Origin of the sequence: Pseudomonas tensinigenes (assembly GCF_014268445.2) — a bacterium.
In the GTDB taxonomy this organism is placed as follows: domain Bacteria; phylum Pseudomonadota; class Gammaproteobacteria; order Pseudomonadales; family Pseudomonadaceae; genus Aquipseudomonas; species Aquipseudomonas tensinigenes.
In genome coordinates, this window is the sequence record NZ_CP077089.1 from 4,112,200 (window position 1) to 4,132,428 (window position 20,229).

General features: G+C 60.0%; 15 protein-coding genes. 8 read left to right on the plus strand and 7 right to left on the minus strand.

Annotated features, from left to right (window positions below):
• Positions 1-13: 13 nt before the first annotated feature.
• The 4 genes from HU718_RS18075 to HU718_RS18090 all read right to left on the minus strand — a co-directional run bounded on the left by HU718_RS18075 (position 14) and on the right by HU718_RS18090 (position 4,748).
• Complete coding sequence (locus HU718_RS18075; RefSeq protein WP_150707270.1) at positions 14-2,269, minus strand: Orn/Lys/Arg family decarboxylase; 2,256 nt, start codon at positions 2,267-2,269, stop codon at positions 14-16.
• A 189-nt stretch (positions 2,270-2,458) separates the two neighbouring features.
• Positions 2,459-3,217 (minus strand): DNA polymerase III subunit epsilon, encoded by a 759-nt coding sequence (gene dnaQ, locus HU718_RS18080; protein ID WP_186614883.1) that lies wholly within the window; start codon positions 3,215-3,217, stop codon positions 2,459-2,461.
• 211 nt (positions 3,218-3,428) lie between these two features.
• Entirely contained in the window at positions 3,429-3,899 is a 471-nt protein-coding gene (gene rnhA / locus HU718_RS18085) for a ribonuclease HI (protein ID WP_064390484.1), read from the minus strand.
• Between the two features lie 90 nt (positions 3,900-3,989).
• On the minus strand, positions 3,990-4,748 hold the full coding sequence (locus HU718_RS18090; RefSeq protein ID WP_038366031.1) for a class I SAM-dependent methyltransferase: 759 nt from the start codon (positions 4,746-4,748) through the stop codon (positions 3,990-3,992).
• 66 nt (positions 4,749-4,814) lie between these two features.
• Here HU718_RS18090 and gloB point away from each other — a divergent pair, with 66 nt between their 5' ends.
• The 8 genes from gloB to fabI all read left to right on the plus strand — a co-directional run bounded on the left by gloB (position 4,815) and on the right by fabI (position 15,880).
• The gene (gene gloB / locus HU718_RS18095; protein ID WP_186614881.1) at positions 4,815-5,582 is read left to right on the plus strand and encodes a hydroxyacylglutathione hydrolase; all 768 of its coding nucleotides are present in this window, start codon (positions 4,815-4,817) and stop codon (positions 5,580-5,582) included.
• Positions 5,583-5,681: 99 nt separating this feature from the next.
• Complete coding sequence (locus HU718_RS18100) at positions 5,682-7,145, plus strand: transglycosylase SLT domain-containing protein (protein ID WP_007910577.1); 1,464 nt, start codon at positions 5,682-5,684, stop codon at positions 7,143-7,145.
• Positions 7,146-7,685: 540 nt separating this feature from the next.
• On the plus strand, positions 7,686-9,518 hold the full coding sequence (locus HU718_RS18105; RefSeq protein WP_186614879.1) for an extracellular solute-binding protein: 1,833 nt from the start codon (positions 7,686-7,688) through the stop codon (positions 9,516-9,518).
• Complete coding sequence (locus tag HU718_RS18110; RefSeq protein ID WP_186614877.1) at positions 9,515-11,356, plus strand: extracellular solute-binding protein; 1,842 nt, start codon at positions 9,515-9,517, stop codon at positions 11,354-11,356. Before HU718_RS18105 ends, HU718_RS18110 begins: the two co-directional genes overlap by 4 nt.
• A gap of 4 nt (positions 11,357-11,360) precedes the next feature.
• Positions 11,361-12,434, plus strand: coding sequence for a microcin C ABC transporter permease YejB (locus tag HU718_RS18115; RefSeq protein WP_007910584.1), 1,074 nt, complete (start codon positions 11,361-11,363; stop codon positions 12,432-12,434).
• 1 nt (position 12,435) lies between these two features.
• Entirely contained in the window at positions 12,436-13,455 is a 1,020-nt protein-coding gene (locus HU718_RS18120; RefSeq protein WP_016987120.1) for an ABC transporter permease, read from the plus strand.
• A 1-nt stretch (position 13,456) separates the two neighbouring features.
• Complete coding sequence (locus HU718_RS18125) at positions 13,457-15,067, plus strand: ABC transporter ATP-binding protein (RefSeq protein ID WP_095111844.1); 1,611 nt, start codon at positions 13,457-13,459, stop codon at positions 15,065-15,067.
• Positions 15,068-15,085: 18 nt separating this feature from the next.
• Positions 15,086-15,880 (plus strand): enoyl-ACP reductase FabI, encoded by a 795-nt coding sequence (gene fabI / locus HU718_RS18130; protein WP_007910591.1) that lies wholly within the window; start codon positions 15,086-15,088, stop codon positions 15,878-15,880.
• 573 nt (positions 15,881-16,453) lie between these two features.
• Here fabI and HU718_RS18135 read toward each other — a convergent pair.
• The 3 genes from HU718_RS18135 to HU718_RS18145 are packed head-to-tail and all read right to left on the minus strand — an operon-like array spanning position 16,454 to position 20,217.
• The gene (locus HU718_RS18135) at positions 16,454-17,419 is read right to left on the minus strand and encodes a GGDEF domain-containing protein (protein WP_186614874.1); all 966 of its coding nucleotides are present in this window, start codon (positions 17,417-17,419) and stop codon (positions 16,454-16,456) included.
• A 55-nt stretch (positions 17,420-17,474) separates the two neighbouring features.
• A complete protein-coding gene (locus HU718_RS18140; protein ID WP_186614872.1) occupies positions 17,475-18,053 on the minus strand; it encodes a hypothetical protein in 579 nt (192 codons plus the stop codon).
• Between the two features lies 1 nt (position 18,054).
• The gene (locus HU718_RS18145; RefSeq protein ID WP_186614869.1) at positions 18,055-20,217 is read right to left on the minus strand and encodes a xanthine dehydrogenase family protein molybdopterin-binding subunit; all 2,163 of its coding nucleotides are present in this window, start codon (positions 20,215-20,217) and stop codon (positions 18,055-18,057) included.
• Positions 20,218-20,229 lie beyond the last annotated feature (12 nt).

Sequence of the window (20,229 nt, forward strand, 5' to 3'; positions counted from 1 at the left end):
CTGGGAAAAGTCCTCATTCCTTGACGCAATCGACAGTGTACTGCCGTCCATTGCCTTCATCTTCGTGCTGCAATCCATGCACATCCGCGACAAAACCGGGGAAGCTGCTATCGAACGTGCGAGCAAATTTCAGGTAATCAATGATCGAGCGGGTCGATTCGGTAAAGCGTTCGCCGGGCATGATCAATGGAATCCCCGGCGGATACGGTACTAGCATGACCGCAGCAATCCTGCCTTCCAGCTCATCGATCGGCACCGCCTCGACTTCGCCGCGCACCAGATGATCGTAGGCGTGAGCCGGTTTCATGGCAATTTCCGGAAGCACGGTGTACATGCGTTTGAGGTGTTTGGCTGTGGCGTTGCTGCGGTAGCAGGCGTGCAATTGATCGCACAGATCGCGCAGGCCCATGCCGCGATAACGCGCGGTGTCTTCTTGTGCCACACACGGCAGGCAAGTTTCCAGACGCACGTTGGCATCGTAGCTGCGTTTGAATTCGAGCAATTCGGTGAGCAGCGTGCTCCATTTGCCTTTGGTAATGCCCATCGAGAACAGCACCAGAAACGAATACAGCCCGGTTTTTTCGACAACCAGTCCACGCTCCCAAAGAAACTTGCTGACCACCGCCGCCGGAATCCCCTTCTCGCTCAACGCACCGCCGGCATTCAATCCCGGCATCACCAGCGTGACTTTGATCGGATCGAGCAAAACGTAATCGTCACTGACTTCGCCAAAACCGTGCCACTCGGCGTCCGGCTGCAATAACCAGTCTGCGGTCTGCACGCGGTCGATGCCCTCGACGCCCGGCGGCTGCCAGATCGAAAACCACCAGTCATCGGCGGCGATGTGCTGACGCAGATTGGCCAGCGCGCGGCGAAAGCTCAGCGCTTCGTCAAAGGTTTCCTGCAACAGCGAACGCCCGGCCGGGCCCTCCATCATCGCCGACGCCACGTCCAACGAGGCGATGATGCTGTACTGCGGCGAGGTCGAGATGTGCATCATGAACGCTTCATTGAAACGGTCGCGGTCGAGTTGCCGCGCTCCGCCGTCCTGCACATGAATCATCGACGCCTGACTGAAGGCGGCAAGCAGCTTGTGCGTGGAATGCGTGGTGAATACCAGCGGACTGTCTTCGCTGCGCGAAGTGGCCATGCCGTAGCGCCCGGCGAAGAATTCGTGAAACGCCGCATAGGCGTACCAGGCTTCGTCGAAATGCAGCACTTCGACACTGTTGCCGAGGCTTTGCTTGATCAGTTCGGCGTTGTAGCAGAGGCCGTCGTAGGTCGAGTTGGTGACCACGGCGAGTTTGACTTTCGCTGCGCGACCCTTGGTCAACGGACTGGCGTCGATCTTCGCTTGAATCGATTCGCGGCTGAACTCGCTCAGCGGAATCGGCCCGATAATCCCCAGTTCATTACGCTCCGGGCACAGGTACAGCGGAATCGCACCGGTCATGATGATCGCGTGCAAAACAGACTTGTGGCAGTTGCGATCGACCAGCACCAGATCGTCGCGCGCGACCATCGAGTGCCAGACAATCTTGTTGGCGGTCGAGGTGCCATTGATCACGAAAAAGGTGTGATCGGCGCCGAAATTGCGCGCTGCACGCGCTTCGGCTTCAGCGAGCGGCCCGGTGTGATCGAGCAGCGAACCAAGCTCTGGCACCGACACAGACAAATCCGAACGCAAGGTGTTTTCACCAAAGAACTGATGAAACGCCTGCCCTACCGGACTCTTGTGATAAGCCACCCCACCGCCATGGCCGGGGGTGTGCCAGGAATAATTGGAATCGGCGGTGTGCTGCACCAGCGCCTTGAAAAACGGCGGCAGCAAGCCGTCCAGATACTTGCGCGCTGCGCGGGCGACTTGCCGGGCGAGGAACGGCACGGTGTCTTCGAACAGATAGAGGATGCCGCGCAGTTGATTGAGCTCCGCCATGGCATCGGCCGGTGCATTTTCCAGGGTGACTTGCTCGCCGAGGGCGAAGATCGGCAGATCCGGTGCGCGCACCCGCGCCAGACCGATCAGTTCGGCCATGTTCTGCAACAGATGCGAGTTGGTGCTGGCGTCCTCGGCGGCAATCAGCATGCACGCGAGGCCATGGTGAGTCGATGCCACCAACCGCCCTTCGGTGTAGTCGATGGCCGAAACGATATTGAAACCTTCCTGCTCCAACTCCCGGGCGATGCCACGGATACGGTCACCGGCGACCGTGTCGGCCTTGATGTCGCGATGGACGATCAACACCGGAAACTTCAAATCTTTGTACATGAGGCTCAGTGTCCTGAGGCGGCAGGTTTGAATCTGCCAATGCACTCAGGGTAGAGGGTTGCAGCGAAAGTGGCGAGGGTGGCCAGTTGTCAGTATTTCCAGAAACAAAAAGATCGCAGCCTCCGGCAGCTCCTACATTGGAATGTGATCCCCTGTAGGAGCTGCCGCAGGCTGCGATCTTTTGATCTTTCAGGCTTGAGCGTCAGCCTCGGCGATCTGCGTCCACATCGCAGGGCCGCCCGCCGATTTGGCAATAATTTCCAACCGCACCAGATGCGCCGCCAATTCATCTTCCGTCGCACGAATGATCCGCGCAGGCTGACGATCCGCCGGCAAGCGCCGAATCTCGGTGGCCGAGTTGTCCGCGCCATCGCCCGTGCCATTGCCATCAGACGCATTACCCGCCAGCGACAGACTGGTCTGGCCGCCGGTCATGGTCAGGTAGACGTCGGCGAGAATTTCCGAGTCGAGCAAGGCGCCGTGCAATTCACGGCCAGAGTTGTCGACACCGTAACGTTTGCACAAGGCATCGAGGCTGTTGCGCTGCCCCGGGTGACGCTCCCGGGCCATCATCAGGGTGTCGAGGATCGAGCAGTGCTGGGTGATGTCAGCACGATCCTTCTGGCCCATCAGCGCGAATTCGTTGTTGATGAAACCAACGTCGAACGCCGCGTTGTGGATGATCAGCTGTGCGCCTTTGATGAACTCGAAGAACTCGTCGGCGACTTCGGCAAAGCGCGGCTTGCCGACGAGGAATTCGTTGGTGATGCCGTGGACGCCGATGGCGCCTTCATCACTCTCGCGATCCGGTTGCAGGTAAACGTGAAAATGCCGGCCCGTCAGGCGCCGACCGATCAGTTCGACACAGCCGATTTCAATGATCCGGTGACCATCGGTCACCGGCATGCCGGTGGTTTCGGTATCGAGTACAACGGATCTGGTGGCCATCAGTGTTCAGCTCTCAACGGGTCGATCTTGCAAAAAACGCGGATATTAGCACGCTCGGTGGGGTGTTTCAGGTGGACCGTGGCGCGCCCTTCGCGAGCAGGCTCGCTCCCACATTGGAATGCATTCCAATATGGGCATCAGATCTGGAATGCATTTCCCTGTGGGAGCGAGCCTGCTCGCGAATGGCCGCACCACGGTGCATCAGAGAGAATCAGGTCTGCTTGTAGCCACGAACCTCATCCACGCCACGGTTCGCCAACTGGTCCGCCCGCTCGTTACCGTGATGGCCAATGTGCCCACGCACCCATTTCCAGGTGACCTTGTGGCGGTTGACCTGCTCGTCCAGCTCTTTCCACAGATCAGCGTTTTTCACGGGTTCTTTCGCTGCGGTTTTCCAGCCACGCTTCTTCCAGTTGGCCATCCACTCGTTGATGCCCTTCATCACGTATTGCGAGTCGGTCACCAGCAGCACTTCGCACGGGCGCTTCAAGGCTTCGAGGCCACGGATCGCGCCAAGCAGTTCCATGCGGTTGTTGGTGGTATTGGCTTCGCCGCCCCACAGTTCCTTTTCAACGCCCTTGCACACCAGCAAGGCGCCCCAGCCGCCCGGGCCGGGATTGCCTTTGCAGGCGCCGTCAGTGAACAGTTCTACGGTGTCGACGCTTTCAACGCTTTCGCTCATGCCACTCTATCCAGAAAAATGCCTGTCTTGCCGATCACGGATCGACAATGACCGAGGCCGGGACAAGCCCGGCCACAAATAAAAGAAGGTTTACGGTTCGATGCGCCGGCGGTTGACCTTGGCCATCGGCAGCGGAATCAGCTTGCCCATCGGCTCGCGGCGTTCCTGACGCAACGGCCTGAGCCCCACGACGATCTTGCGCGCGACCAATAAATAGAAGCCACCGCCCGACAGTTGCCAGTCACCGGCCTTGCGTTCCCAGCCGGCCAGACGGGCCTGCCACTTGGGTGACGCGAGCGGCGGACGATAGCACCCGAAGCGGCGTTTCTCCAGCGCAAAGCCGAGCAGATTGAGCCAGTCGGCGACCCGCGACGGCGAGATACAGCGCGCCTTTCGCAGGGCGTCGTGGGCGAAAACATGGCGCAAGCCCCAGGTGCTCCAAGGGTTGATGCCGATGATCAGCAAATGCCCGCCGGGACGCACGCTGCTTGCCGCTTCACGGAGTAAACCGTGGGGTGACAGGCAGAAATCCAGACCGTGCTGCATCACCACCACGTCGGCGGCATGCTCGCTCAGCGGCCAGGCCTGCTCTTCGCAGACGATTTCGACGCCCGGCAACGGCGCACCGAGGCGCACATTGCGCTGCACTTGCGGCGCTGCCGGCGGGGTTTCGGCCGATGGCCCGTAATGCACCAGATAACCGCCAAAGAATCGGCCCAACTCGTCTTCGAGCATGCGCCGCTCTTCATCGAGCAGAAATTGCCCGAGCGGGCCGGACAGCCATTCACGGGCTGCACCGATCAGGGCCAGCCAGTCAGGATCAGCCTGTGCGAACGCTTTATCACTCATCGCATTCTCCAAAGCGCCAGGAACTACTAAGATGCGCCAATGTTTTCCGCTTGGCGAATTCCGACGATGATACAGATCAGTGCCCTGCCCGCGTTCACCGACAACTACATCTGGTTGTTACAGGATCACCGCACCCAGCGCTGCGCGGTGGTCGACCCGGGCGATGCCGCGCCGGTGCAGGCGTGGCTTGACGCGCATCCGAGCTGGGTGTTGAGCGATATCCTGATCACCCACCATCACCATGATCACGTCGGCGGCGTCGAACGCCTGAAAGCGGCGACCGGGGCGAAAGTCTACGGCCCGGCCAGCGAAAGCATTCCGGGGCGCGATGTGGCGCTCCAGGACAACGACACGGTCAGCGTGCTCGGCTGGGACTTCGACGTCTATGCGGTGCCCGGTCACACCTTGGGACACATTGCCTACTATCACCACGGTCTGCTGTTCTGCGGCGACACGCTGTTCGCTGCCGGTTGCGGACGCCTGTTCGAAGGCACGCCGGAGCAAATGCACCACTCGCTCGGGCGACTCGCCGCGTTACCGGAAGATACGCTGGTCTACTGCACTCATGAATACACCTTGAGCAATCTGAAGTTTGCCGCCGCCGTCGAGCCAAGCAATCCGCACATTGCCGCCCGTCTGGAAAAAGTCACCCAGCAACGGCAAAACGGCGTGATGACCCTGCCCTCGACCCTCGCTCTGGAAAAGCTCACAAACCCGTTTTTGCGTACCACTGAAACATTAGTTACACAAAAAGTGGACGAACGGGCAGGCGCTCAAAACCGGGCGCCGAGTGAGGTATTTGCGGCTCTGCGGGCATGGAAAGATACGTTCTAAGTGACCCAGCACTTGATACAAAAATTCTGAATGGTTGACCTAGGGGGGTGCGCTTTCTAGAATCGCCCGACATTTTTGCCCGGAACTTACTTCCAGCCAATGTCGTCATCCATACGTAAGTCCGTCAATTCAGACGCATTGACCCGCTTGGCGCAAGCCATCGCGGTGGCTGTGTCCGCCACGCTGGCGGGCTGTTCCAGCCATGCTCCGCAGACTGAAGCGACCCATACGCCGAACATTGCTGCGCGAGCCAAGCAGAAGCCGATCTGGCTGACCGAAAAGCCCAGCCCACAGGTTCCCCAGGACATCTGGGAACGCATGCGCCAGGGCTTTCAGCTGCAGGAAGGCCTCGGCGTCAACCCGCGCATCGAGCAACAGCGCCTGTGGTTCGCCAGCAATCCCTCTTTCCTCGAGAACGCCGGCGAACGCGGCAGTCTCTATATTCACTACATCGTCGAACGCCTCGAAGAACGCAACATGCCGCTGGAACTGGCCCTGCTGCCAGTCATTGAAAGCGCCTACAACCCGATGGCCTATTCCCGGGCCGATGCGGTGGGTCTGTGGCAATTCATTCCTTCCACCGGGCGTTACTTCAACCTGCGTCAGACCCGCTTCTACGATGGCCGTCGCGATATCACCGCGTCGACCACCGCAGCGATGGATTACCTGACCCGTCTGCACGACATGTTCAACGGCGACTGGCTGCTGGCCCTTGCCGCGTACAACGCCGGTGAAGGCACGGTCAGCCGCGCGATCGAGCGTAACGAAAAACTTGGTTTGCCAACCGACTACTGGAACCTGCCGCTGCCGGCGGAAACCCAGGCGTACGTGCCGAAATTGCTGGCGCTGTCGCAAGTGGTCCTGGCGCCGGAAGCCTACGGCGTGAATCTCAACCCGATCGCCAACGAACCGTACTTCCAGGTCGTCGAAATCAACCAGCGCATGGACCTGTCCAAGGTTGCTGCGGTGGCCAACATCGACGAAGACGAACTGTTCCAGCTCAATCCGGCCTTCAAGCAACGCACCACCATCGACGGCCCTCAGCATCTGCTGGTGCCAACGTCGAAGGCGCAATTGCTCACCGCCAGCTTGCAGACCATGCGACCTGACGAACTGATCAGCCCGCGTTCGCTGAAGCCGGTATTCGAGGGTGCTGACCCATCGGAAGTGGCCAAGCTCAAGCGTGCTTATCGCGTGAAGCGTGGCGACAACCTCGGCTCCATCGCCAAGGCCAACAAGGTCGAAGTCAAGGATCTGCAACGCTGGAACAAGCTGACCGGCAAGAACCTCAAGGTTGGCCAGACGTTGGTGATGCAAGACACCACCAAGCGCGCTCCGGCACGCAAGTCTGGGCGCGTCAATACAGTGATTGCGGCCAACAGCAAGAGCAAAGGCAAGGACGACAGCGCGCAGCAGACTCAGTACAAGGTCAAACGCGGCGATACGCTGTATGTCGTGGCCAAGCGTTTCAACGTTGAGATGCAGCATCTCAAGCGCTGGAATCCGGGTGCGGGTAAAGCACTGAAGCCGGGGCAGATGCTCACGGTTTATCAGCCGCACTGATGAAGAGCCCCTGAGTTTTCAGGGGCTTTTTTTTGGATCAGGTTTTTGTGGTGTGCTTTAGATCCCTCCCCCTCACCCCAGCCCTCTCCCCCAAGGGGGCGAGGGGGGAAAGGGAGCCGATCTCCGTGCTGTTCAAAATCCGAGTTCGACTCGGTATCGCACGTCGGCACAACCCTCCAAAACACCGCGATCAGTCCCCTCTCCCCCCGGGAGAGGGTTAGGGTGAGGGGCTTTTCAAACGTGAGTTCAACTCGGTATCGCACGTCGGCGCAACCCTCCAAAACACCGCGATCAGTCCCCTCTCCCTCCGGGAGAGGGTTAGGGTGAGGGGCTTTTCAAAACGTGAGTTCGACTCGGTATCGCACGTCGGCGCAGCTCTCGCAAACACCACGGTCAGTCCCCTCTCCCCCCGGGAGAGGGTTAGGGTGAGGGGCTCTTCGCGCAAACGATTAACCCTGCATTAACCCGCATCTTTTTCCTGTCCAGACAAGCTGTTACTGTACGGCCCACTAAGCCCAAGCCGCCTGGATCGGATCTGACTTGAAGCGTCCCCTCCTCCTGCTCCTGATCAGCCTGGCCTTGAGCTCAACCGCAAGCGCGACGATTACCGAAAGTCACGGTTATGCGCAGTTCGGCACGCTCAAGTACCCGGCCAGATTTACCCACTTCGACTGGGTCAACCCGCAAGCGCCCAAGGGCGGTACGTTGCGGGTGATGGCGTTCGGCACCTTCGATACGGTCAACCCGTACACCTTCAAGGGCACCAGCCCGGTCACCACAGCGAATTTCCTCCAGTACGGCATCAATGAGCTGAACGAGCCGCTGATGGTCGGCACCGGCCAGTACTCGCCTTCCGGTGACGAGCCCGCTTCGAGTTACGGCTTGATCGCGCAATCGGTGGAGTACAGCGAAGATCGCAGCTGGGTGGTGTTCAATCTGCGCCCGGAAGCGCGTTTTCACGACGGCACTCCGATCACCGCTTATGACGTAGCGTTCTCCTATCGAACACTGCTCAAGGACGGCCACCCGCTGTACCGCACCGCGTTGCAGGAAGTGCTGCGGGTCGACATTCTCAACAAACAGCGCATTCGCTTCGTGCTCAAGCGCTCGGGCAATCCGCTGTTGATCCTGCGCCTCGGTGAGTTACCGGTGCTGCCGCAGCATTACTGGAAAGACCGCGACTTCAAAGCCACCACCTTCGAACCGCCACTGGGCAGCGGCCCGTATCGCATCACTTCGGTGACGCCGGGCCGGCAACTGATCTTTGAACGGGTCAAGGATTACTGGGGCAAGGACTTGCCGGTCAATCGCGGCAAGTACAACTTCGATCGCATGCAAGTCGAGTTCTACCGCGACAGCGACGTGGCCTTCGAAGCGTTCAAGGCTGGCGAGTTCGACATCTACATCGAGCATCAGGCGAAGAACTGGGCCAACGGCTACAACTTCCCGGCGATACGCCGTGGCGATGTGATCAAGGCGCAGATCCCGCATCAGATCCCGACCCAGAGTCAGGGCCTGTTCATGAACACCCGCCGCGCAACCTTCGCCGATGTGAAAACCCGCGAAGCGCTGGGCCTGATGTTCGACTTCGAGTGGACCAACCGCGCGCTGTTCAGCGATGCCTACAAACGCACCACCAGTTACTACCCCAACAGTGAATTCACAACCTCCGGCCTGCCGGTCGGGCATGAATGGCTGATGCTCAAGCCGTACAAGGATCAACTGCCGGCCAAGCTGTTCACCGAGCCGTTCACCCTGCCAAAAACCGACGGTCGCGGCATTCCCCGGGACACCATGCGCAAAGCCTTGGCATTGCTCGCCGAGGCCGGCTGGAAGCTCAACGGTCAGCGCCTGCAAAACGCAAACGGCCAACCGCTGCGGTTCGAGCTGTTGCTGGTCAATCCGAATCTGGAGCGCCTCTACCAACCGTACATCGAGAACCTCAACAGCATCGGCATCGACGCGCGCCTGCGTACCGTGGATCGTGCGCAGTACAAGCAGCGCCTCGATCAATTTGATTTCGACATGATCTCGATGACGCTCAACCAGACCCTCAGCCCGGGCCTTGAGCAGTGGCAGTACTTCCACTCCAGCCAGGTCGGGGTCAAGGGCAGCAAGAATTACGCGGGCATCGCCAATCCGGTGGTCGATCACCTGCTCGAACAATTGCTCGCCGCGCGCACTCGCGACGAGCAGGTCGCCGCCGGCAAGGCGCTCGACCGCGTGCTGCTCTGGCAGCATTACAGCATTCCCAACTGGTACCTCAATTATCACCGTCTGGCCTACCGCAACCGGTTGGCCTTCGTCACCACGCCGCCCTACACCCTGGGCCTGAGCGCGTGGTGGCTGAAGTCTTCGGAGAAAGATCGATGAAACCTATCCGCGCCCTGCTCGTCCAGGCTAGCGGTTTGCTGTTTGCCGGGCTGGCGTTTGCCGCCCCGCAACACGCCGTGACCCTGTACAACGAGCCGCCGAAATACCCGGCCGATTTCAAGCAGTTCGATTACGTGAACGCCGACGCGCCCAAGGGCGGCATCTTCCGTCAGGCCGGGTTCGGCGGCTTCGACAGCCTCAACCCGTTTATCAGCAAAGGCGTGCCGGCCGATGACGTCGGGCAGATCTACGACACCCTGACCAAGCACAGCCTCGACGAGCCGTTCACCGAATACGGCCTGATCGCCGGCAAAATCGAAAAAGCCCCGGACAACAGCTGGGTGCGCTTCTACCTGCGTCCCGAAGCGCGCTTCCATGACGGTCACCCGGTGCGCGCCGACGACGTGGTGTTCAGCTTCAACACGCTGACCAAAGAAGGCTCGCCGATGTTTCGCGGCTACTACAGCGACGTTTCTGAAGTCATCGCTGAAGACCCGCTGAAAGTGCTGTTCAAGTTCAAACACAGCAACAACCGCGAGTTGCCGCTGATCCTCGGCCAGTTGCCGGTGCTGCCAAAACACTGGTGGGCTGATCGCGATTTCACCAAAGGCAATCTGGAAATCCCGCTCGGTAGCGGCCCGTACAAGGTCGCCGAAGTAAAGGCCGGGCGTTCGGTGCGTTACGAGCGGGTCAAGGATTATTGGGGCAAGGACTTGCCGGTCAACCGTGGCTTCTACAATTTCGACACGATGACCACCGATTACTACCGCGACAACACCGTCGCCCTCGAAGCCTTGAAGGCCGGGCAGTTCGATTACTGGCTGGAAATGACCGCGAAAAACTGGGCCAACGCCTACAACATTCCGGCGGTCACCGAAGGCCGCTTGATCAAGGAACAGATCGCCAACAGCAACCCGACCGGTATGCAGGGTTTCGTCTTCAACCTACGCCGCCCGCTGTTCCAGGACGCGCGCGTGCGTCAGGCGCTCGGTCTGCTGTTCGACTTCGAATGGACCAACAAACAGCTGTTCAACGGTGCCTACTTCCGCACTCGCAGCTATTTCGAAAACTCGGAAATGGCCGCCACCGGACTGCCCGACGCCGATCAACGGGCGATCCTCGAGCCGTTTCGCAGCAAACTGCCGGCGCAAGTGTTCAGTGAAGCCTTCGAAAACCCCAAGACCGATGCCAGCGGCATGATCCGCGCTCAGCAGCGCGAGGCCTATCAACTGCTGCAAGAGGCCGGTTGGAAGATCGTCGACGACAAAATGGTCGACGCCACCGGCAAACCGGTGGTGATCGAGTTCCTGCTCGCGCAGACCGAGTTCGAACGGGTTTTGCTGCCGTTCAAGCGCAACCTCAGCGACCTTGGCATCGATCTGGTGATCCGCCGCGTCGACGTTTCGCAGTACATCAACCGCGTGCGTTCGCGGGACTTCGACATGATGGTCGGCAGCTTCCCGCAGTCCAACTCGCCGGGTAACGAGCAGCGCGAATACTGGATGAGCGCCGCTGCCGACAAGGCCAGCAGCCGTAACACCATGGGGCTGAAGGAGCCGATCGTCGATCAACTGGTCGAGAACCTGATCAACGCCGACTCGCGCAAAAGCCTGGTGGCCCATGCCCGTGCGCTGGATCGTGTGCTGCAATGGGGTTACTACGTGATCCCCAACTGGCACATCAAGACCTGGCGCGTGGCTTACTGGAATCACATCGGTCACCCGAAGGTCTCACCCAAGTACGACATCGGCATCAACACCTGGTGGGTCAAGCCTGACGCGAAACCGGCGATAGAAGTCGAAACCAAACTGCAAGCCGACCCTGCGGGCACGGAGTAATCAGATGCTGGCGTATATTTTTCGGCGACTGCTGCTGATCATCCCGACGCTGTTCGGCATTCTGCTGATCAACTTCGTGATCATTCAGGCCGCACCCGGTGGCCCGGTGGAACAGATGATCGCCAAGCTCGAAGGCTTCGAAGGCGCCACCAGCCGGATTGCCGGCGGCGGTGCCGAGGTGTCGGTGGCCGGCTCGTCCTATCGCGGCGCGCAGGGGCTGGATCCGGCGCTGATCAAGGAAATCGAGCACATGTACGGGTTCGACAAATCGGCCCCGGAACGTCTGTGGATCATGGTCAAGAACTACGCACAGCTGGATTTCGGCGACAGTTTTTTCCGCGACGCCAAGGTCATCGACCTGATCAAGGAAAAGATGCCGGTGTCGATCTCGCTGGGGCTGTGGAGCACGCTGATCATGTACCTGGTGTCGATCCCGCTGGGGATCGCCAAGGCTACGCGACACGGCAGCCACTTCGATGTGTGGACCAGTTCGGCGATCATCGTCGGCTATGCGATCCCGGCGTTCCTTTTTGCGATTCTGCTGATCGTGGTGTTTGCAGGCGGCAGTTATCTCGACTGGTTTCCGTTACGCGGGCTGACCTCGAACAACTTCGATGAACTGAGCTTCGGCGGCAAGATCCTCGATTACTTCTGGCACTTGGCGCTGCCGGTGACTGCACTGGTGATCGGCAACTTCGCGACCATGACCCTGCTGACCAAAAACAGCTTCCTCGACGAGATCAACAAGCAATACGTGGTCACCGCCAAGGCCAAAGGCCTGACCCGCCACCGCGTGCTCTACGGCCACGTGTTCCGCAACGCCATGTTGCTGGTGATTGCCGGTTTCCCGTCGGCGTTCATCGGCATCTTCTTCACCGGCTCGCTGCTGGTGGAAGTGATCTTCTCCCTCGACGGCCTCGGCTTGATGAGTTTCGAAGCGGCGATCAACCGCGATTACCCGGTGGTGTTCGGCACCTTGTTCATCTTCACCCTGCTCGGGCTGGTGGTGAAACTGATCGGCGACCTCACCTACACCCTGGTCGATCCGCGCATCGACTTCGAAAGCCGGGAGCATTGAGATGAACCTGTCCCCTCTCAACCGCCGCCGCTTCGAACTGTTCAAGGCCAACAAGCGTGGCTGGTGGTCGCTGTGGCTGTTTCTGATTCTATTCGGCGCAAGCCTCGGCGCCGAGTTGATCGCCAACGACAAGCCATTGGTGGTGCATTACGACAACAATTGGTATTTCCCGGCGATCAAGCGTTACCCGGAAACTGCGTTCGGCGGCGAATTCCCGCTGGAAGCCAACTACAAGAGCCCGTACATCCGCGAACTGCTCAAGGCCAAGGATGCGTGGGTGTTGTGGGCGCCGATTCCCTACAGCTATCAGAGCATCAACTACGACCTGAAGGTCCCGGCGCCGGCGCCACCGTCGGCGGACAACCTGCTCGGTACCGACGATCAGGGTCGCGATGTGTTGGCGCGGGTGATCTACGGTTTCCGCATCTCGGTGCTGTTCGCGCTGACGTTGACCGTGCTGAGCTCGATCATCGGCGTGATTGCCGGCGCATTGCAGGGCTTTTATGGCGGCTGGGTCGACTTGGCCGGGCAGCGTTTTCTGGAGATCTGGTCGGGCTTGCCGGTGCTGTATCTGCTGATAATCCTCGCCAGTTTCGTCCAGCCGAATTTCTGGTGGCTGCTGGGGATCATGCTGCTGTTCTCGTGGATGAGCCTGGTCGACGTGGTGCGCGCCGAGTTCCTCCGTGGCCGCAACCTCGAATACGTGCGTGCGGCACGGGCGCTGGGCATGCAGAACGGCGCGATCATGTTCCGCCACATCCTGCCCAATGCGATGGTCTCGACCATGACGTTTATGCCGTTCATCCTCACCGGCGCCATCGGCACCCTCACCGCTTTGGACTTCCTCGGTTTCGGCTTACCGGCCGGCAGTCCGTCGCTGGGTGAACTGGTCGCCCAGGGCAAATCCAACCTGCAAGCGCCGTGGCTGGGCATGAGTGCCTTCGCCGTGCTGGCGTTGATGTTGAGTTTGCTGGTGTTTATCGGCGAGTCCGCTCGCGATGCCTTCGACCCGAGGAAGTGAAATGAATCAGGACAATCTGATCGAAGTGCGTGACCTCGCCGTCGAATTCGGTTTCGGCGAGCGCGTGCACCGGGTCGTCGAAGGCGTGAGTTTCGACATCAAGCGCGGCGAAACCCTCGCGCTGGTCGGCGAATCCGGCTCAGGCAAATCGGTGACCGCGCACTCGATCCTGCGCCTGCTGCCCTACCCGATGGCCCGCCATCCGGCCGGCAGCATCAACTATGCCGGGCAAAATCTACTGGGCCTGAGCGAAAAAACCATCCGTCACATTCGCGGCAACCGCATCGCGATGATCTTTCAGGAGCCGATGACCTCGCTGAATCCGCTGCATTCGATCGAGAAGCAGATCAACGAAGTGCTTGGCATCCACAAGGGCCTGACCGGCAAAGTCGCGACCAAGCGTACGCTGGAGCTGCTGGAGATGGTCGGCATCCCCGAGCCGCACAAGCGTCTCAAGGCCCTGCCCCACGAATTGTCCGGCGGCCAGCGCCAGCGCGTGATGATCGCCATGGCCCTGGCCAACGAGCCGGAATTGCTGATTGCCGACGAGCCGACCACCGCGCTGGACGTGACCGTTCAGCTGAAAATCCTCGATTTGCTCAAGGAATTGCAGGCCAGATTGGGCATGTCGCTGTTACTGATCAGTCACGATTTGAACCTGGTGCGAAGAATTGCGCATCGTGTATGTGTCATGCAGCGCGGTTGCATCGTCGAACAGGCATCGTGCGCAGAGCTGTTCCGTTCGCCGCAGCATCCGTACACTCGGGAATTGCTTGGCGCGGAACCCAGCGGAGGCCCGGCGAGCAATAAAATCGGCGCGCCGCTGCTTGAAGTCGAGGACCTGAAAGTCTGGTTCCCGATCAAGAAAGGCCTGCTCAAGCGCACGGTGGATCACGTCAAGGCAGTGGACGGCATCAATTTCAGCCTGCCTCAGGGTCAGACTTTGGGGATTGTGGGGGAAAGCGGTTCCGGCAAATCCACGCTGGGTCTGGCGATTTTGCGGCTGATCGGCAGCAAAGGCGCGATCCGCTTTGAAGGCAAGCAGCTAGACTGCCTGACGCAGAACGAGGTTCGCCCGTTGCGTCGGGAGATGCAGGTGGTGTTTCAGGACCCGTTTGGCAGCCTGAGCCCGCGCATGTGTGTCAGCGATATCGTTGGCGAAGGCCTGCGGATTCACAAGATGGGCACCGCCGAGGAGCAAGAAGCGGCGATTATTGCGGCATTGAAGGAGGTAGGTCTGGATCCGGAAACCCGGCACCGCTACCCCCACGAATTTTCCGGTGGGCAACGGCAACGAATCGCCATTGCCCGGGCTTTGGTGCTGAAACCGGCGCTGATCCTGCTGGACGAGCCGACTTCGGCGCTCGACCGGACGGTGCAGCGGCAAGTGGTGGAGCTGTTGCGTTCACTGCAAGCCAAGTACAACCTGACGTATTTGTTTATCAGCCATGACCTGGCTGTCGTCAAAGCGCTGAGCCACCAGTTGATGGTGGTCAAGCATGGCCAAGTGGTCGAACAGGGAGACGCGCAAAGTATTTTTGCCGCCCCCCAACATCCGTATACACAGCAGTTGCTGGAAGCCGCTTTTTTGGCACCAGCCACTGCGCAATAACCTGAAGAGGAGCAACACATGGGTTTTCTCGCCGGTAAGCGCGTACTGATCGTCGGTGTCGCCAGCAAGCTGTCCATCGCATCCGGCATCGCTGCCGCCATGCATCGCGAGGGCGCTGAGCTTGCCTTCACTTATCAGAACGACAAACTGAAAGGTCGTGTTGAAGAATTCGCCCAAGGCTGGGGTTCGAGCCCTGAGCTGTGCTTCCCGTGCGACGTGGCCAGCGATGAAGAAATCGCCAAGGTTTTCGAAGCACTGAGCAAGAAGTGGGACGGCCTGGACTGCATCGTTCACTCCGTTGGCTTCGCTCCGGGCGACCAACTGGACGGCGACTTCACCGAAGCCACCACCCGTGACGGTTTCCGCATCGCTCACGACATCAGCGCCTACAGCTTCGTGGCCCTGGCCAAAGCCGGCCGCGAAATGATGAAAGGCCGCAACGGCAGCCTGCTGACCCTGTCGTACCTGGGCGCCGAGCGCACCATGCCTAACTACAACGTGATGGGCATGGCCAAGGCTTCGCTGGAAGCTGGCGTACGTTACCTGGCCGGCTCCCTGGGCCCGGACGGCACCCGCGTCAACTGCGTATCGGCTGGCCCGATCCGTACCTTGGCAGCCTCGGGCATCAAGAACTTCCGCAAGATGCTGGCCGCCAACGAAGCGCAAACTCCGCTGCGTCGCAACGTCACCATCGACGAAGTCGGCAACGCCGGCGCCTTCCTGTGCTCCGACCTGGCGTCGGGCATCAGCGGCGAAATCATGTACGTCGACGGCGGCTTCAACACCACCGCCATGGGCAACATCGAAGAGTGATCTTCGCTTAGCCAATAAAAAACCCGCCTGTTCAGGCGGGTTTTTTTATGCCTGCAACACTGTCCCCTGTGGGAGCGAGCCTGCTCGCGAAGAGGCCGGCACATTCAGCAGAGATGTTGCCTGATCGGACGTCTTCGCGAGCAAGCTCGCTCCCACATGGATTTGTGGTGAACCGGGATTTTGTGAATACAGTAGGATCTGTGGGAGCGAGCCTGCTCGCGAAGAGGCCGGCACATTCAACAGAGATGTTGTCTGACCGGACGCCTTCGCGAGCAGGCTCGCTCCCACATGGATTTGTGGTGAACCGGGATTTTTTAAACACAGAAGGATCTGTGGGAGTGAGCCTGCTCGCGAAGAGGCCGGCACATTCAGCAGAGATGTTGCCTGATCGGACGTCTTCGCGAGCAGGCTCGCTCCCACATGGATTTGTGGTGAACCGGGATGTTGTGAACACAGAAGGATCTGTGGGAGTGAGCCTGCTCACGAAGAGGCCGGCACATTCAACAGAGATGTTGCCTGACCGGACGCCTTCGCGAGCAGGCTCACTCCTAAAGGGGATTTGCGGTGCATTCGCTAACAGCGCTTCAGTGCCTGCTTGTGCACATACATCGCACTATCGGCATCCGCCAGCAGCCGGTCCACAGTCTCATGGCGCTCAGCGTCGTATTCGATCTGCCCGACACTGAAGCGAATCGCATAGCCCCGGTGCAACGTGGCATTACGCTCCTCGAGAATATCCTTGAGCCGCGCCATGATCGCCGTGGTTTCGATATGGCTGGAGCCGGTCAGCAGCGCGAAGAACTCATCCCCGCCCAAACGCCCGACCACATCACTCTCGCGAAAGGCGATGCGCAGCACGTCGGCAAAGGTCTTCAGCGCACTGTCACCCTCGGCATGTCCATACAGATCGTTGATCTGTTTGAAGTCATTAAGGTCGAAAAACAGTAAGGTCGCCGGCCGTTTTATCCGCGCGCAGGCGTCCAGCGCATGCTGCGCCAACTGCTTGAAGCCGCGACGGTTGGACAATAACGTCAACTCGTCCATGCTCGCGATCTGCACTGCGGCCAACTCTTGCTCGGCCATCTCGGCGAGATCCCGCAACAACGCACGCTCTTCCTCGTCGAGGTCGCGGGGCTTGGTGTCGATCAGGCACAGCGTACCCATTTTGTTGCCATTGGGCACAGTCAGCGGGTAACCGGCGTAGAAGCGAATGTTCGGCGCACCGGTGACCAGCGGGTTGTCATGGAAGCGCACATCTTCGCGGGCGTCCGGCACCAACAATAGGCCGTCGTTAAGAATCGCATGGCCGCAGAATGAAACATCCCTCGGCGTCTCGCTGACATCAAGCCCCACGCACGACTTGAACCACTGCCGGTTGGTGTCGACCAGCGTCACCAGTGCAATCGGCACATTGAACAGGCGTTTCGCCAACCGTGTCAGTCGGTCGAAACGCTCTTCAGGGGCGGAATCGAGCAGTTCAAGACCGTGCAACGCTTGAACGCGCGCCGTTTCATTCGCAGGTTTTCCTGGAACCAGCATCAGCACACTCCATTGGCAACAATGCTTTCAAGCGTAGCGCTAATTTGGCAATGGCTCACATTTGCGCTACCGGGCATGGCCCGCCCGCCTCGGCCCAGAGCTTGAATTGCGTGACAAAAATATCGTGCGGCACCGGCACCGGTGCGCGCCCTGCCCCGGGATTCCAGCCCCAGAGCACCAGTTTGTCTTCGCTGACGTGCTTGATCAGCGCGGCAAAGTCGCGATCGCCGTTGCTGGAGCGATCCTTGATCATCGCGCAGAGCTTGTCCGGTGGCAGGCCGATCCAGGCCATTTTGTGCGCCGCCGGCGGCAGGCTCCAGTGCGGCGCACCCGGCGGTGCATGCGGGCCGTAACTGGCCGGCGGATTGTTTTCCGCGTGACAGGTCGCACACGGCAAACCGGCGGCACCCTTGCCGTCCATGCCGCGCACCACGCTCATCGCATGGGGGATACCGGCGTCGAACTGCAACGGCGAATCACCGGGAATATGGCAGTTCTGGCAACGCGGGCTCTGGAAGACTTTCTGCACCGTGCCGAACGCCTTCAGCGCTTCCTGATCATCAGCAAACAGGTCCGAGGCATAACCGCCCAGCCCCAGCAAAATCACCGTACCCAACACTAGATGTCGTTTCATCTCACACCCCCGACAGTTGCAGCGGCAACTCGCGCAGGCGTTGCCCTGTCAGGGCGAACACCGCGTTGGCCACGGCTGGGGCGGTCGGCGGCACACCGGCCTCGCCGATGCCGCCGGGTTTGTCGCTGCTGGGCACGATGTGCACCTCGACCACCGGCATCTCGTTGAGCCGCAGCACCTGATAATCGTGATAGTTGGATTGCACGACCGCGCCATCCTTGAGCGTCAGTTTGCTGTGCAACGCCATGCCCAGACCGAAAGTGATGCACGATTCCATCTGCGCGGCGATGCTCTGCGGATTCACCGCGATCCCGCAGTCCACCGCACAGACCACGCGATGCACGCGAATCGTCAGATTGTCCTGCGACACCTCGGCGACCTGCGCCACGTAGCTGCCGAACGACTCGTGCACCGCCACGCCCAGCGCATGGCCGTCCGGCAACGGGGCTTTCCAGTTGGCCTTTTCCACCGCCAGATTGAGCACGCCCAAATGCCGAGGATGGTCCTTGAGCAAGGTTCTTCGGTACTCCACCGGATCTTTGCCCGCCGCCGTGGCCATCTCATCGATCAGCGATTCCATGACAAAACCGGTATGGCTATGGCCCACCGAGCGCAGCCACAGCACATTGATGCCGGTCTTCGGCGAATGCAGATCGACTTGGTGATTGGCCAGGCCTTTGACGTAAGGACTGTCGGAAACGCCTTCGACCGACGTTGCATCAACGCCGTTCTTGACCATGGTTTTTTCCAGCATCGTGCCGGCCATGATCGACTGCCCGACCAATACATGCTGCCAGCTCGACGGCAGGCCATCGGCACCGAGCCCGATCCGCGCCTGATGCAGGAACATCGAACGGTAGTAACCGCCACGAATATCGTCCTCCCGCGACCACACGGTTTTCACCGGCATGGCCGCGGCTTTCGCCACTTGCACCGCTTCGGCGACAAAGTCTGAAGTCGGGTTGGCCCGGCGCCCGAAACCGCCGCCAAGGAATTCGGTGTGGATTTCCACCTGCTCCGCCTTCAGTCCGGTGATCTTGCCGGCGACCATTTGATCGAGCGTCTGAAACTGCGTACCGGTCCAGATCTCACATTTTTCCGCGCTGATTTTCACCGTGCAATTGAGCGGTTCCATCGGTGCGTGGGCCAGATACGGCACGCTGTATTCGACGTCGATTTTCTTCGCCGCTTTACCAAAACTGCCCTTGGCATCACCGGCCTGACTGGCTAACGTGCCTTGCGTGGCGGCCAGTTTGCGGAAACTCGCCAGCAATTTCTCGCTGCTCAGATCCGCATGCGGGCCCAGATCCCAATCGACCTTCAGCGCATCGCGCCCCAGTTTCGCCGCCCAGTAATGATCAGCGATCACCGCAACGCCCGTCGGCACTTGCAGCACTTTGTGCACGCCCGGCACCGCCAGCGCTTCAGCGCCTTCGAAAGATTTAACAGTGGCACCGAATACCGGTGGGCGCGCGACCATCGCGGTCATCAGGCCTTCAAACTGCACATCCATGCCGAACTTGGCGCGGCCGGTGATTTTCTCCGGCGTGTCGAGGCGTTTGGTCGGTTTGCCGATGACTTTCCAGTCTTTGGCTTCCTTGAAAGTGATCGACTTCGGATCCGGCACCGGCAGTTGCCCGGCGGCGTCCGCCAGCTCGCCGTAAGTTGCGCGTTTGTCGCCAGCGATCACCACACCCGATTCAGTGCGAATCGCCGAAGGCGCCACTTCAAAGCGTTTCGCCGCCGCCTCCACCAGCATCTGCCGCGCCGTTGCGCCTGCCAGTCGATAACGGTCGAACTCCATCCACGTCGACGTCGAGCCGCCGGTAATCTGCATGCCGCCAAACCCCGGCATGCCGTAATCCGCCGCCGACGCCGGTGAATGTTCAACGCGGATTTTCGACCAATCGGCGTCCAGCTCCTCGGCAATCAACATAGTCAGGCCGGTCCAGATGCCCTGGCCCATCTCCGAATGCCCCAGCAAAACGGTGACGCTGTTGTCTGCTGCTATGCGCAAAAACGCATTCGGCGCGAAAACCTTGCCTTCATTTTCCGCCGCATAGGCAAACTTATGCCCGCCGGGGACGACAAACGCCACCACCAGCCCGCCGCCCAACACGGCACTGCCTTTGAGAAAACCCCGACGCGATACAGGACTGTTCATCACCTATCTCCC

Excerpts from the sequence above, each read along its gene's own strand:
- HU718_RS18140 (WP_186614872.1), bottom strand. The coding sequence starts at position 18,053 with ATGAAACGACATCTAGTGTTGGGTACGGTGATTTTGCTGGGGCTGGGC.
- HU718_RS18120 (WP_016987120.1), top strand. The coding sequence starts at position 12,436 with ATGAACCTGTCCCCTCTCAACCGCCGCCGCTTCGAACTGTTCAAGGCC.
- HU718_RS18135 (WP_186614874.1), bottom strand. The coding sequence starts at position 17,419 with ATGCTGGTTCCAGGAAAACCTGCGAATGAAACGGCGCGCGTTCAAGCG.
- HU718_RS18110 (WP_186614877.1), top strand. The coding sequence starts at position 9,515 with ATGAAACCTATCCGCGCCCTGCTCGTCCAGGCTAGCGGTTTGCTGTTT.
- gloB (WP_186614881.1), top strand. The coding sequence starts at position 4,815 with ATGATACAGATCAGTGCCCTGCCCGCGTTCACCGACAACTACATCTGG.
- HU718_RS18100 (WP_007910577.1), top strand. The coding sequence starts at position 5,682 with ATGTCGTCATCCATACGTAAGTCCGTCAATTCAGACGCATTGACCCGC.
- rnhA (WP_064390484.1), bottom strand. The coding sequence starts at position 3,899 with ATGAGCGAAAGCGTTGAAAGCGTCGACACCGTAGAACTGTTCACTGAC.
- HU718_RS18115 (WP_007910584.1), top strand. The coding sequence starts at position 11,361 with ATGCTGGCGTATATTTTTCGGCGACTGCTGCTGATCATCCCGACGCTG.
- HU718_RS18145 (WP_186614869.1), bottom strand. The coding sequence starts at position 20,217 with ATGAACAGTCCTGTATCGCGTCGGGGTTTTCTCAAAGGCAGTGCCGTG.
- dnaQ (WP_186614883.1), bottom strand. The coding sequence starts at position 3,217 with ATGGCCACCAGATCCGTTGTACTCGATACCGAAACCACCGGCATGCCG.
- HU718_RS18075 (WP_150707270.1), bottom strand. The coding sequence starts at position 2,269 with ATGTACAAAGATTTGAAGTTTCCGGTGTTGATCGTCCATCGCGACATC.
- HU718_RS18090 (WP_038366031.1), bottom strand. The coding sequence starts at position 4,748 with ATGAGTGATAAAGCGTTCGCACAGGCTGATCCTGACTGGCTGGCCCTG.
- HU718_RS18125 (WP_095111844.1), top strand. The coding sequence starts at position 13,457 with ATGAATCAGGACAATCTGATCGAAGTGCGTGACCTCGCCGTCGAATTC.
- fabI (WP_007910591.1), top strand. The coding sequence starts at position 15,086 with ATGGGTTTTCTCGCCGGTAAGCGCGTACTGATCGTCGGTGTCGCCAGC.